Raw genomic sequence first — 13,505 nt, forward strand, 5'->3', positions numbered from 1 at the left:
ACCCCTGCCGTGACGACGCCAGCCAATGCCCAGCGCTTCCCACCCCTCCTTGAACACCGTGCTCTCGCACTTCCACAGCCTGATCGTGCCGCTCTGGCAAGGCCCTGGCTGGAACGCCGAGTTGGCATTGCCCTATGAGGCGCTGGACGCCGATCACCGCCCCTTGCCCCCGCAACGCTACCGCGCCATGGCCTGCGCCCGGCAGTTGTACCTGTTTGCCAGCCTGATCGGCGAGCCCGGCGCGGCCTTCGCCGAAGAGCGCGCAGCGGCGTTGTTCCGTTCGCTGCAACGGCATTTCCACGACGCCGAGCACGGCGGCTGGTTCTACAGCATCGACCCCGCCGGCCAGCCGTTGGACAAACGCAAAGACCTCTACACCCACGCGTTCATCATCTTTGCCTGTGCGCACTACTGGGCCAAGGTGCGTGAGCCACTGGTGGAGTCGGTGCTCGACGCAGCCCTGGAAGTGGTCGCCAGTCGGTTCGCCAGCGGCGACGGCCTCTACGAAGCCGTGCTGGAGCGCAACTGGTCATCCCTCAAGTCCGGCCCACTGCAAAACCCGCTGATGCACCTCGCCGAAGGCTTTCTTGCCACGCTGGCCGTGCGTGAAGACCCGATCACGCAAGACGCCCTGCTGGACTTGGCCAACGCGATGCAGAAGCGCTTCATTGCCCCCGAGCACGGCGTGATGCTGGAAAAGCCGCTGGGCGCTGTGGATAACTGGTTTGAGCCCGGCCACCAGTTCGAATGGTTCTTTTTGCTGGAGTCATCGCCAGTGCTGCGCGGCACGCCGCTGCATGCGTCGTTGACGCGCGCATTTGCCTACGCCGAACAGAAGGGTGTGGATAACAGCAGTGGCGCGGTCAGCGGCATGCTGGCCCTGGACGGTAGCGTGCGTGATGGCACCCAGCGTATCTGGGCACAGGCCGAATACCTGCGGGCACTGACCTTGCGGCCGAACAGTGAAGCCGTGCTGCAGCGTCAATTGCAGGCGCTGCAGCAAAGATTCCTGCATGCCAAAGGCTGGAACGAATGCCTGGATGCCCATGGCGAGGTCAGCCGGCGGGATATGCCGTCTACCACGCCTTATCATTTGGCGACCTGCTATCAGGGGTTGGTCCAGCATTTGGGCTGACCTCATGGGCCCTTTCGCGAGCAAGCCCGCTCCCACATTTGATCGCATTCCAAAGGCAGGACGCGGTTAATTGTGGGAGCGGGCTTGCTCGCGAAAGCCTCACCTCGGTCTACCTGACTATCACGCAATCCACTTGCGATCCCCGGTAAAACTGATCGTCAGCCAACGCGCCGCATCCGGCTTGCCCAGCCCTGTGGATATCTCTTCACGCAGCGCATCCAGCGTGGCGACATTGTCCACCGGGTAATCCGCCGGCAATACCACATGAATCTCGATAAACCGTGCGCGTCCGTGCTTTTGCACGTAGGACACGTAGTCGTCGAAACCATGCCGGGCCTGGGCCGCGTCCATCACTTCACGCACTTTGTCGTCCAGATGATCCGGCGCAATGCCCAGCACCTCGCGCAATGCCGGGCGCAAAATCTTCAGCGCCGGCGCCAGCATGCTCAGGGCCAGCAGGATCAGGATCAACGGGTCGACATACACCGCCCATTCGCCATAGCCCTGGGACTTGAGCAGCAGTGCAGCCAGGAAGCTGATCAGCAAACCCACCGACAGCATCGCGTCCACCAGCCAACTGATGTTGTCGAACTGGATCAGTGACGATTTGAGCGTACGGTTGCGGTAGCGCACGTAGAAGAAATAAGCGAACTCGACAACGGTAAACACCGCTGCGTAGATGATCACCAGGCCCAACTCGATCTCGCGCCCGCCATTGATGATGCCGAACACACCGTTGAGAAACGCGTAGATGGCGATCAGCAACAGGAAACTGCCTTCGATCAGCAGCACCATGGGTTCCAGGTGCCAATAGCCGAACTGGAAGCGTTCGTTGCTTTTCTTGGCGATCAGCTTGGCCGTGATCAGCATCAACACCTTGATGGCAGTGGCGATCAGCGAGAAAAAGCCGTCGAATAGAATGGATTGGGCGCCAGATACCACACCCGTGACAATCCCGGCGATCGCCACGGCGAACATCAGGATGGTCGATTGTTTGAGCAGTGCCTGCTCACCTCGGTTACTCACATTTCCTCCTGTCAAAACCTATAAACCGCACACTGCGGAGGGGTTTTCAGGGGTGGAGTGTACCTTATGTCGTGTTTTGGCCGATTTGCCGTCATCGTCGGCAAGCCAGCTCCTACAGAGGACCACCTGCAGGAGCCGGTTTGCCGGCGATGCCGACGATTCGAATCAATGCCTTACTTGGCGCCTCGCTCGATAGCAAACCCAGCCCAGGTCTGGCTCACCGGCATCAGCTCCAGGCGGTTGATGTTGACGTGCGCAGGCGTGTTCAGCACCCAGAAGATGGTGTCGGCAATGTCCTGCGGCTGGATCGGCTCGGCACCGGCATAGGTGGCGTCATAGCGCGCCTGGTCGCCGCCGAAGCGCACCAGCGAGAACTCGCTTTCGCACAGGCCTGGCTCGATGTTGGTCACGCGCACGCCGGTACCTTGCAGGTCGCAACGCAGGTTCAGCGAGAACTGCTTCACGAACGCCTTGGAGCCGCCATACACGTGGCTGCCCGGGTACGGGTAGCTGCCGGCGATGGAGCCCAGGTTGATGATCCCGGCGCCACGGCCATGGGCGATCAGGCGCGGCAGCAGCAGGCTGGTGGTGGTCAGCAGGCCCTTGATGTTGGTGTCGACCATGGTTTCCCAATCGTCGAGGCTGCACTTGGGCGCAGGATCGGTGCCCACGGCCAGGCCGGCGTTGTTGATCAGTCCACGCAGGGTGGCGAACGACGCTGGCAGATTGGCGATCGCGTCTTCCATGCCCTTGCGGTCACGGACGTCCACCACCAGGCCATGCACTTCGGTCTGCTTGGAAAGCTCTTCGACCAACGCATTCAAGCGGTCGGCACGACGACCGGTGAGCACCAGTTTCCAGCCGGCTTCGGCAAAACGACGGGCACAGGCCTCGCCAAAACCTGAGGTTGCGCCAGTAATAAACAGCGTGTTGGACATGGTGTTCTCCTTGCGGTGATCGGGGAAAAAAGTTGCCAGCAGAATGCCCGTACGCCGCGGTGGCGGCAACCGCTATGCACTCACCTTGATGTACAGCTGATCATTTTTTGACCATTACGAGCAACGCCTTATAAACCGTGGCCTGCAGCCATATGCGCGCAGGTTATCCACAACTGCGCCCACAGTCTTTGGGGGCAAGTGCAAAACACCCGAAGCCGCTGTGTACAAGGCCTGCAGGCGGTTTTAGAAAGTTTTTTGCTTGACCTTGGCCGGGGCGTATGTAGGCCCATGACCCCGCAGAAAATCCAGACGATGGCTCCAGGCCAGTCATTCCGGCCTCTGCGGCAGTCTTTCCAGAGTTTAGTCACAGACTTATCCACAGGCCGGAGGGACATATTTCGGTCATATACCTGTGTCTTTAAACAGGTTGACAAAGGCCTCGCCCGGTCAGCAAAAAGCCGCTGGTCAAAAAACAACCGCCATGCTGCAAGCCACGTAAATAAAGGCCTTCAGCGAGCTACACCCACGTTACCCACAGCCGGTTCCACAGCGGATGGGGACAAGTCAAAACTGTGACAAAACAGGGATTTGCGGCGGCTATATGTCGCGCTTTCAGAGGAGGCCAGATTTGTTTTCCACAATTTGGCGGGGAGCCTGTGGACACCCCAAAAACAAATGTGGGAACCGGCTTTATGTGGGAGCCGGGCTTGCCCGCGATAGCTTCACCTCGATTTGCCTGACAGACCGAGGTGTTCGCATCGCAGGCAAGCCAGCTCCCACATAAAGCCGGTTCCCACATGGGCTATTGCATCAAGCTTTTAGATCAGTGCCCACCCAGGTAGGCGTTGCGCACCTCTTCATTCACCAGCAATTCCTTACCGGTGCCGGTCAGGCGAATCTCGCCGTTGACCATCACATACGCACGGTCCGACAGGCGCAACGCATGGTTGGCGTTCTGCTCCACCAGGAAGATGGTCATCCCGGTGGAAGCCAGCTCGCGCAGCGTGGCGAAGATTTGCTTCACCACAATCGGCGCCAGGCCCAGGCTCGGTTCATCCAGCAGCAACAGCTTGGGCCGGCTCATCAGCGCGCGGGCGATGGCGAGCATTTGCTGCTCACCACCGGACATGGTCATCGCGCGCTGGTTGCGCCGCTCCTTGAGCCGTGGGAACAGCTCGAACATGCGCTGCATGTCCTCCGTGGCAAACTTGTCGCCAATCGGGATGGTGCCCATCAGCAGGTTTTCCTCGACGGTCATGTCGGGGAACACCCGCCGCCCTTCCGGCGACTGCGCAATGCCGTTGGAAGCGATGTAGTGGGACGACTTGTGGGTAATGTCGACGCCGTTGTAGATGATCTGCCCCGACTCGGCCCGAGGCTGGCCGAAGATCGACATCAGCAGCGTGGATTTACCCGCGCCGTTGGAACCGATCAGGCTGACGGTTTCGCCTTCATTGATGTGCAGCGAGACTTTTTTCAGGGCCTGGATCGGGCCGTAGAACACGTCCAGGTCCTTCATTTCGAGGATAGGTGTACTCATACCAGCTCCTCTTCGTCTGCGCCCAGGTAGGCGGCAATCACTTTCGGGTCGTTGCGGATCGCATCCGGCCCACCCTCGGCAATCACGTTGCCGTGGTCCAGCACCACGATGTGGTCGGAAATACTCATCACCATGCCCATGTCGTGTTCGATCAGCACCACCGTGAGGTCGTGTTCGTCGCGCAGCAGGCGAATCATCGCGCTGAGGGCTTCGGTTTCCTGCGGGTTGAGGCCCGCTGCCGGTTCGTCCAGGCAGATGATCTGCGGCCGGGTGCACATGGCCCGGGCGATTTCCAGGCGGCGCTGCTGGCCGTAGGAAAGCTCGCCAGCCAGGCGGTTGGCGCAGTCCACCAGGTCGACCACCTCGAGCCAGTAGAAGGCATGGTCGAGCGCATCGCTCTCGGCCTTGCGATAGCCCTTGGTGTTGAGGATGCCCGCGAGCATGTTGCGGTTGACCCACATGTGCTGGGCGACCAGCAGGTTTTCCAGCACCGACATTTCCTTGAACAGGCGAATGTTCTGGAAGGTACGGGCCAGGCCGGCACGGTTGACCAGGTGGGTGCCGCCGAACATCTTGTAGAACACCCGGCTGAAGAAGCTTTTCGGCGATACGAAGTCGACCGCCTTGAAACGCTCACCCAGCAACTGGATCACGTTGGTCTGCTTGCCGCGAATGTTCAGTTCGATCTTGCCGCCGCTGGCTTTGTAGAAGCCGGTGAGGCAGTTGAACACGGTGGTCTTGCCCGCGCCGTTAGGGCCGATCAGGGCGAAGATCGAGTTGCGTTCGACCTTGAGGCTCACGTCGCTCAAGGCCTTGATGCCACCGAAGTGCATCATCAGGTGTTCCACGGAGAGGACGACTTCCTTGCTCATGGCGCTACCCCCTTGCGTGGCGTCACACCGGTGCGGCTGATCCGGATCAGGCCGCGCGGTCGCCAGATCATCATCACCACCATCAACACGCCAAACAGCAGCACGCGGTATTCGCTGAAGCTGCGCAGCAGTTCAGGCGCGACGGTCAAGACGAACGCCGCAATCACCACGCCGACCGTCGAGCCCATGCCGCCCAACACCACGATGGCGAGGATCAGCGCCGACTCGAAGAAGGTGAACGAGGACGGGTTGACGAAGCCCTGGTAACTGGCAAAGAACACCCCGGCCAGACCGGCGGTGGAAGCGCCGATGGTGAACGCCGAGAGTTTGACCAGCACGTGGTTCAGGCCCATGGAGCGGCAGGCGATCTCATCTTCGCGCAAGGCTTCCCAGGCGCGGCCGACCGGCATGCGGGTCAGGCGATGCTTGATGTACAACACGGCCAGCACCACCAGGAACAGCACGATATAGATGAACAGGAATTTGATATTGGGGTTGTAGTCGATGCCGAAGAATTCGTGGAATGGAATCCCACCGTCCTTCGCCTTGCGCCCGAACTCCAGGCCCAGGAAGGTCGGCGACGGCACCGGCATACCGTTCGGGCCACCGGTGAACGACAGCCAGTTGTTGAGCACCAGGCGGATGATTTCACCGAAGCCCAGGGTCACGATGGCGAGATAATCGCCGTGCATTCGCAACACCGGGAACCCGAGTATGCACCCCGCCAGCGCCGCACAGATGGCCGCCAGCGGCAGCACCGTCCAGAAGCCCAGGCCGAGGTATTGATAACCCAGCGCCAGGCCGTACGCGCCAATGGCGTAGAACGCCACGTAACCGAGGTCGAGCAGGCCGGCCAGGCCGACCACGATGTTCAGGCCCAGGCCGAGCAACACGTAGATCAGGCCGAGGATCACCACGGTCAGCAGGTACTTGTTGGCGAAGATCGGGAACACGATGGCGATCACGATCAGCACCGGGATGATCCAGCGCAACCGCGACTTGTAGTCCGGTGGCAGCACGTGCACGCCGGAGCCACTGCTTTCGAAGCCCTGCAGGATCTTCAGGCCCTTGGGGGTTTGCAGGAACAGGCTCATGGCAAAGCGGCCGACCATCACGATGGCGACCAGCAGGGCCACGCGGGCCGGTTCCAGGTTGAAGCTGTAGCCGTCGAGGACCACGCCGACGATCGGACCGAACACGATCAACGAAATCAGCCCGGCAAGGACCGTATCGACCACACTTTTCTTGATATCGATGGGTTTGGCAGCAGACATGTTTACACCTTCGCCACGAGTGGGCGACCAAGCAGGCCCTGGGGACGGAAAATCAGAATCACCACCAGCAGGGAGAAACTGAACACGTCTTTGTAGTCAGAGTTGATCAACCCCGAGAACAGCGACTCGGAAATACCCAGGATGATCCCGCCCAGCATCGCCCCAGGCAGGGAGCCGATGCCGCCGAGTACCGCTGCGGTAAACGCCTTGATGCCGATGATGAAGCCGGCATAGAAGTCGAACGTGCCGTAGTTGAGGGTGATCAGCACACCGGCCAGGGCCGCCATGGCGGCACCGATGACAAACACATAGGAGATCACGCGGTCGGTGTTGATGCCCAGGATCGAGGCCATCTTGCGGTCTTGCTGGGTGGCGCGGCACATGCGGCCGAGCTTGGTGTACTTGATGATATAGGTGAGCAGCGCCATGCCGGCAAACGCCGCCACGAGGATGAAGACCTTGGTGTACGTGAGCTGGACGAACCCGCTGCCGATGTCGACACGCCAGGCCCCGGCCAGCAGGGTGGGAATACCTTGTTGCTTGGCACCCTGGGCGATCTGCGCGTAGTTCTGCAGGATCAGGGAGATCCCGATGGCGCTGATCAGCGGAGCCAGTCGGGTGGAGTTGCGCAGCGGTTTGTAGGCGACACGCTCGATGACCCAACCGTACACGCCGGTGACGACCACGGTGAAGATCAAGGTGCCGAGAATGAGCAGCGGGAAGGATTCGATGCCGAAGTAAGCCAGCAGTGCCAGACTGATCGCCGCGAGGTAAGCGGAAATCATATAAACCTCGCCATGGGCGAAGTTGATCATGCCAATGATGCCATAGACCATTGTGTAGCCGATGGCGATCAGGCCATAGACCGACCCGAGGGTCAGGCCGTTGACCAGTTGCTGCAGGAAAATACCATCCATAACGCAATCTCACGCGGTGAGAGACTGCACACCCGCCAGTTGCCGGTGTGCGGCTCTTCTTGGAGGAAAAAACAGATATCCATCACAGCACCATTCCCTGTGGGAGCGGGCTTGCTCGCGAAGGCGGCGGGTCAGTCAACACATCGACTGCTGACAGATCGCTTTCGCGAGCAAGCCCGCTCCCACAGCGGATCTGTGGTGCCCAGCCTTACTTCTGTTTTTCCAGCTGATGGTATTTACCGTCTTTGTCCCACTGGTAAACCACGTAGTCGGAGACTTTCAGGTCACCCTTCGCGTCCCAGGCTTTTTCACCCATCACGGTTTTCACCGGGTGCGCCTTGAGCCACTTGGCGGCGTCTTCGCCCTTGTTGGACTTGGCACCATTGAAGCCAGCGGCCAGGGCCTGGATCGAGGCGTAGGCGTACAGGGTGTAGCCTTCTGGCTCGGTGCCGTTTTTGCGGAACTCTTCCACCACGGCCTTGCTGTCCGGCAGCAGGCGCGGGTCGGCGCCGAAGGTCATGTAGACGCCATCCACGTACTGCTTGCCACCAGCGGTCGCGACCAGTTCGTCGGTGACCACGCCGTCATCGGACATGAACTTCACGTCCTTGAGGCCGGCTTCACGGATCTGGCGAACCAGAGGGCCGGCTTCCGGGTGCAGGCCGCCGAAGTACACGACGTCAGCACCGGTGGAACGGATCTTGGTGACCAGGGCGCTGAAGTCTTTCTCGCCACGGGTCAGGCCTTCTTCCAGCACCGGCTTGACGCCGCGCTTGGTCAACTGTGCCGCAGTAGCGTCGGCCAGGCCTTTGCCGTAGGTGTCCTTGTCGTTGATAACCGCGACTTTCTTGCCCTTGAGCACGTCGACGATGTAGTCGCCAGCAACGATGCCTTGCTGGTCGTCACGCCCGCACATACGGAACATGGCGCCCAGGCCGCGTTCGGTCACTTGTGGGTTGGTGGAGCCTGGGGTGATCGCGATGATGCCCGCCTCGTCATACACCTCGGACGCCGGGATGGTGTTGGACGAGCAGAAGTGCCCGACCACGCCGATGACTTTGTCCTGGTCTGCCAGGCGGTTGGCCACGGCTACGGCTTGCTTGGGTTCGCAGGCGTCGTCGCCGGCGACCAGCACGATTTTCTCACCGTTGATGCCACCGGCCTTGTTGACCACATCGGCTGCCGCCTGGGCACCCTTCATGTACTGCTCACCGAAAGCGGCGTTGGCGCCCGTCATCGGCCCCGCCACGCCAATCTTCACATCAGCTTGAACAAACGTAGAAACACCCAGTGCCGCTGCAACGGCGAGGGCCAGAAAACCTTTCTTGTAAAACGTCTGGGACATGAGTGGTGCTCCGATATTTTTGATTTTTGGCACGACAACTTGCATTCAAACCTTTCACTGAAAGCCCAGAGCAAGGCGCGTGCCATTACGTTTTTATTCTTCAAAAAGACACGGTGTCATTGGGATTGCTGGCGTTTCGACTCCTTTTGCCAGGACGTGCAACCCTCTAGCGTCAAGAGGTGCAACCGGTGGATCGAAAAAGTACAACCTTGGCAGGTCGCACCTGCAACCAGACGGATAAACGACAGTTCCTGCACCTGTAACAACGTGCGTAACGGAACTGCACATTTACAGTGCGTGATTGCTACGACTTGCACCAATACAGATTAGTAGCCGGCTAAGAAAATGCAGGCTTCTGAGCAGTATTTCGCTGATCAGATCACGATCCTCAGGCATTGCCCGGCGTGATACAGCGAGAATCCGGCTTCATACAGGCAACTGCGCAGGCCCACTCCGGCCAGCGGTTGCATGGGCGCGAACGGAATCGGCAAGGCCTGGGGATTCTGGTGACACAGGTAATCGGCAAACGCCTTGCCGACCACACTGCCGGTGGTCACGCCGCGCCCGTTATAGCCCGTTACTGCCACGAGGCCAGGGGCCGGTTCGAACAGGCGCATCAGGTGATCCGGGGTGAAGGCGATGCAGCCGGTCCAGGTGTACTCCCACTGCACCGATTTGAGGTACGGGAAGTAATGCTGCTGCACCCGATCGGCCCACGCCTTGAGGAACCAGGCCGGTTTCTGGTTCCCGTTGCCCAGGCTGCCGAGCAACAGGCGGCCATCGGCATCGCGGCGGATGCTGCTCAATACCTGGCGCGTGTCCCAGGAACCCTGGCCGCCGGGCAGGATTTGCTTGGCGGCGTCGTCGGTGAGGGGCGCCGAGGCCACCTGGTAGTAATAACCGGGGAAAAAGTTGCGGCGCAGTTCGGTCCATTCGCCTTCGGTGTAGGCGTTGGATGCGATCACCACCTGTGCAGCCTGCACCGCACCGTTGGCGGTCTGCACCGACCAATGCGCGCCTTGGCGTTCAAGTTGGGTGACGGGGGAATGGTCGAACAGTTGTCCGCCCAAACCCGCCGCCGCAGTGGCCAGGCCACTGGTGTAGGCCATCGGGTTGAGGGTGCCGGCGCGTCTATCCAGCAGGGCGGCGGCGATCTTCTGGGTGCCGGTGGCTTGCTTGCAGGCCTGGCCTGTGAGTAATTCGACCGGCGCCCCACGGCGCTTCCACTGCTCTTCGCGACTGCGCAGATCCGCCTCGCCCCGGGCGTTGTGCGCCATGTGCAAGGTGCCTTCGCGGCGCAATTGGCAATCGATGTTGTATTTGTCGATCAGGCTGAACACCAGCGACGGCGCGGCGCCCAACATGCGGTTGAGCTGGCTGCCCACCGCCTCGCCGAAACCGGCTTCGATCTCGTCCGGTGGAATCCACATGCCGGCATTCACCAGCCCGACGTTGCGCCCCGAACCGCCGTGGCCGGTGCGATGGGCCTCGAGTACGGCGACACTTTTGCCTTGTTCCAGCAAGTGAATGGCGGCCGACAAACCGGTGATCCCGGCGCCGATCACGCACACATCCACCTTGACCTCGCCCGCCAGCGCCGCACGCTCCGGCCGGCCGGGGGTGAGGTGTTCCCACAAACATGTTTCGCGCAATGCCATTGCCAGACTCCGATGAGACCTAACAAACATCTAAATTCAGTTTCGACTTGGTAATCCAATCAACTGTGGGAGCGGGCTTGCTCGCGAAAGCGGTGGATCAGTCAACAGATATACAGCTGATCCACCGCATTCGCGAGCAAGCCCGCTCCCACATTTTTTCCGCGTTCCGACAGGTATTTAGTCGAAAGTAATGCCTTGGGCCAGCGGCAATTCCAGCGAGTAGTTCACGGTATTGGTCTGGCGACGCATATACCCGCGCCACGCATCCGAACCCGACTCACGGCCGCCGCCGGTCTCTTTCTCACCGCCAAACGCACCGCCGATTTCCGCACCACTCGGGCCGATGTTGACGTTGGCGATCCCGCAGTCACTGCCCACCGCCGACATGAACTGCTCGGCTTCACGCACGTCGGTAGTGAAGATGCACGACGACAAGCCTTGCGGCACGGCGTTGTTCAGGCGCAGGGCTTCGGCGAAGTCGGTGTAGCCGATCACGTACAGAATCGGCGCGAAGGTTTCGGTGCACACCACGTCGCTTTGCTCGGGCATTTCCACAATCGCCGGCGACACGTAGTAGGCGTTGGGGAAGGTGTCTTCCAGCTGGCGCTTGCCGCCGAATACCTTGCCGCCTTCGCTCAGGGCTTGTTCCAGGGCGTCCTGCATATTGTCGAAGCCGTGCTTGTCGATCAGCGGACCGATCAGGTTGCCTTCCAGCGGGTGGCCGATGCGCACCTTGGAATAGGCGGCCTTGAGGCGGGTGACGATTTCGTCCTTGACCGACTCGTGGGCAATCAGACGACGCAAGGTGGTGCAGCGCTGGCCGGCGGTGCCCACCGCACTGAACAGGATGGCGCGTACGGCCATGTCCAGGTCGGCGCTCGGGCCGAGGATCATCGCGTTGTTGCCGCCCAGTTCGAGGATGCTGCGCGCGAAACGCGCGGCGACTTTCGGGGCGACTTCCCGGCCCATGCGCGTGCTGCCGGTGGCGCTGATCAGGGCCACGCGCGGGTCGTCCACCAGCGCGGCGCCAGCGTCGCGGCCACCGATGATGACTTGGCTGAGGTATTGCGGGGCGTCAGTGAATTTTTTCAGCACCCGCTCGAACAGCGCCTGGCAGGCCAGGGCGGTGAGCGGGGTCTTTTCCGAAGGTTTCCAGATCACCGCGTTGCCGCACACCAGCGCCAGGGTGGTGTTCCACGCCCACACCGCCACCGGGAAGTTGAAGGCGCTGATCACGCCGACCACGCCCAGCGGGTGCCAGGTCTCACGCATGTGATGGCCGGGGCGCTCGGAGGCGATGGTCAAGCCATACAGCTGGCGGGACAGGCCGACGGCGAAGTCGCAGATGTCGATCATTTCCTGCACTTCGCCCAGGCCTTCCTGGGTGATCTTGCCGGCTTCCCACGAGACGAGTTCGCCAAGGTCGGCCTTGTATTCGCGCAGCACGTCACCGAACTGGCGCACCAGCTCACCACGACGCGGTGCCGGCACTTTGCGCCAGGCCTCGAATGCATGCTCGGCGCGACTGACCTGCTGCTCCACCTCGGCGGCGCCCTCCCAGTGCACACTGCCGATACGGCTGCCATCAATCGGCGAATGCACGGGTTGTTTACCCGCCTGGTACAGCGCCGGGTTTACCCCGAGACGATCAAGCAATGCAGCAACCATGGGTCACTCCTTCAATCTGCAGACAGAAAAATTGCGCCGCGGCCCACACGGCGATCCTGAGCTTATTTGTAGCTGGCCCAAGACTTGCCAACAAACGACGATTAGGCGAGATATCATTCCGTTTATTCATGCAAAGAATAAAAAGAGGCGTGCCGTGCTGAACAAAAGACATTTGCCCTCGATCACCGCCCTGCAGTGTTTCGAAGCCGCCACCCGCCACCTGAGCTTCACCCGCGCCGCCGAGGAGCTGAACCTCACGCAAAGCGCGGTGAGCAAACAAGTGGCGCAGCTCGAAGAACTGCTGCAGCACCTGCTGTTTCGCCGCGTGCGCCGCCGCTTGCAGATGACCCCGGCGGGCGACCTGTACCTGGTGGAAGTGCGCAAGATCCTCACGCAGGTGGAGATGTCCACGCACTACCTGCGCTCCTACGGCGGCGAGACCGAAGTGCTGCGCGTGTCCACGCCATACACCTTCGGCGCCCGCTGGCTGGTGCCGCGCCTCAAGGGCTGGCGCCTGCGTCACCCGCAGATCCACCTGGACCTGTGCAACGAACAGGAGCCGGACGAGTTGCTGCAAGGCAAGGCCGACATGGCCTTCTACTTCGGCCAGGGCTCACGCCCTGGCACCGAGAGCCTGAAGCTGTTCAGCGAAGAACTGGTACCGGTGTGCGCGCCGGAGAGCCTGCCCGCGCAGCCGTTCACCGACCCGACGCAACTCAGCGAGCTGGTGTTGCTGCAGAACGCCTCGCGGCCCCAGGGCTGGCATGACTGGTTCGCCAGCCAAGGTTTCCACACCGAGCACAGCTACCACGGGCCGCGTTTCGACACGTTCTATATGTGCATCCGCGCCGCGCAGGTGGGCTGTGGCGTGGCCCTGCTGCCGCGTTTTCTGGTGGAGGAGGAGTTGGCCGAGGGCAAGCTGGTGATTCCTTGGCCGCATGCGATGCCGAGCCAGGATGCGTATTACCTGGCCTATCCGGAGCATTCGGCGGAGGTGCCCAAGGTGCGCGAGTTTGTGAAGTGGATGATGGAGCAAGTTGAACCTGTTTGAGCCCCGTCGCCTGACATGCCGCCTTCGCGAGCAAGCCCGCTCCCACATTTAAAATGCATTCCAAATGTGGGAGCGGGCTTG

Annotated in this window: 11 protein-coding genes; 2 read left to right on the top strand and 9 right to left on the bottom strand. The window is 61.1% G+C overall.

Features of this window, described 5'->3' with window-relative positions:
• Positions 1–25 precede the first annotated feature (25 nt).
• A complete protein-coding gene (locus C9990_RS28500) occupies positions 26–1,135 on the top strand; it encodes an AGE family epimerase/isomerase (protein ID WP_106805308.1) in 1,110 nt (369 codons plus the stop codon).
• 120 nt (positions 1,136–1,255) lie between these two features.
• On the opposite strand, the gene C9990_RS28505 is transcribed toward C9990_RS28500, so the two are convergent.
• From C9990_RS28505 to C9990_RS28555, 9 genes are all read right to left on the bottom strand, one after another.
• Complete coding sequence (locus tag C9990_RS28505; protein WP_065900175.1) at positions 1,256–2,161, bottom strand: cation diffusion facilitator family transporter; 906 nt, start codon at positions 2,159–2,161, stop codon at positions 1,256–1,258.
• 173 nt (positions 2,162–2,334) lie between these two features.
• Positions 2,335–3,099 (bottom strand): SDR family oxidoreductase, encoded by a 765-nt coding sequence (locus C9990_RS28510; RefSeq protein ID WP_065900173.1) that lies wholly within the window; start codon positions 3,097–3,099, stop codon positions 2,335–2,337.
• An 823-nt stretch (positions 3,100–3,922) separates the two neighbouring features.
• Positions 3,923–4,639, bottom strand: coding sequence for an ABC transporter ATP-binding protein (locus tag C9990_RS28525; protein ID WP_065900171.1), 717 nt, complete (start codon positions 4,637–4,639; stop codon positions 3,923–3,925).
• Positions 4,636–5,511 carry an ABC transporter ATP-binding protein gene (locus C9990_RS28530; RefSeq protein WP_065900169.1) on the bottom strand — a complete coding sequence of 292 codons (876 nt, stop codon included), beginning with the start codon at positions 5,509–5,511 and terminating at the stop codon, positions 4,636–4,638. Before C9990_RS28530 ends, C9990_RS28525 begins: the two co-directional genes overlap by 4 nt.
• Entirely contained in the window at positions 5,508–6,785 is a 1,278-nt protein-coding gene (gene livM, locus C9990_RS28535) for a high-affinity branched-chain amino acid ABC transporter permease LivM (RefSeq protein WP_065900168.1), read from the bottom strand. Before livM ends, C9990_RS28530 begins: the two co-directional genes overlap by 4 nt.
• A gap of 2 nt (positions 6,786–6,787) precedes the next feature.
• Positions 6,788–7,702, bottom strand: a complete 915-nt coding sequence (locus C9990_RS28540) for a branched-chain amino acid ABC transporter permease (RefSeq protein WP_003236186.1) — start codon at positions 7,700–7,702, stop codon at positions 6,788–6,790.
• Positions 7,703–7,910: 208 nt separating this feature from the next.
• Positions 7,911–9,047, bottom strand: a complete 1,137-nt coding sequence (locus tag C9990_RS28545) for a branched-chain amino acid ABC transporter substrate-binding protein (protein WP_065900167.1) — start codon at positions 9,045–9,047, stop codon at positions 7,911–7,913.
• 374 nt (positions 9,048–9,421) lie between these two features.
• Positions 9,422–10,705: an FAD-binding oxidoreductase gene (locus C9990_RS28550; RefSeq protein WP_106805310.1), complete on the bottom strand. Its 1,284-nt coding sequence runs from the start codon at positions 10,703–10,705 to the stop codon at positions 9,422–9,424.
• 177 nt (positions 10,706–10,882) lie between these two features.
• Positions 10,883–12,373: an aldehyde dehydrogenase family protein gene (locus C9990_RS28555; RefSeq protein ID WP_106805311.1), complete on the bottom strand. Its 1,491-nt coding sequence runs from the start codon at positions 12,371–12,373 to the stop codon at positions 10,883–10,885.
• A gap of 154 nt (positions 12,374–12,527) precedes the next feature.
• Between C9990_RS28555 and C9990_RS28560 the strand changes: the two genes are divergently transcribed.
• Positions 12,528–13,424, top strand: a complete 897-nt coding sequence (locus C9990_RS28560; protein WP_065900161.1) for a LysR family transcriptional regulator — start codon at positions 12,528–12,530, stop codon at positions 13,422–13,424.
• Positions 13,425–13,505 lie beyond the last annotated feature (81 nt).

The organism is Pseudomonas sp. S5D5 (assembly GCF_003013355.1).
Lineage (GTDB): Bacteria > Pseudomonadota > Gammaproteobacteria > Pseudomonadales > Pseudomonadaceae > Aquipseudomonas > Aquipseudomonas aylmerensis.

Coding starts and splice junctions, on each gene's coding strand:
- C9990_RS28525 (WP_065900171.1), bottom strand. CDS start 4,639: ATGAGTACACCTATCCTCGAAATGAAGGACCTGGACGTGTTCTACGGC.
- C9990_RS28555 (WP_106805311.1), bottom strand. CDS start 12,373: ATGGTTGCTGCATTGCTTGATCGTCTCGGGGTAAACCCGGCGCTGTAC.
- livM (WP_065900168.1), bottom strand. CDS start 6,785: ATGTCTGCTGCCAAACCCATCGATATCAAGAAAAGTGTGGTCGATACG.
- C9990_RS28510 (WP_065900173.1), bottom strand. CDS start 3,099: ATGTCCAACACGCTGTTTATTACTGGCGCAACCTCAGGTTTTGGCGAG.
- C9990_RS28550 (WP_106805310.1), bottom strand. CDS start 10,705: ATGGCATTGCGCGAAACATGTTTGTGGGAACACCTCACCCCCGGCCGG.
- C9990_RS28500 (WP_106805308.1), top strand. CDS start 26: ATGCCCAGCGCTTCCCACCCCTCCTTGAACACCGTGCTCTCGCACTTC.
- C9990_RS28545 (WP_065900167.1), bottom strand. CDS start 9,047: ATGTCCCAGACGTTTTACAAGAAAGGTTTTCTGGCCCTCGCCGTTGCA.
- C9990_RS28530 (WP_065900169.1), bottom strand. CDS start 5,511: ATGAGCAAGGAAGTCGTCCTCTCCGTGGAACACCTGATGATGCACTTC.
- C9990_RS28540 (WP_003236186.1), bottom strand. CDS start 7,702: ATGGATGGTATTTTCCTGCAGCAACTGGTCAACGGCCTGACCCTCGGG.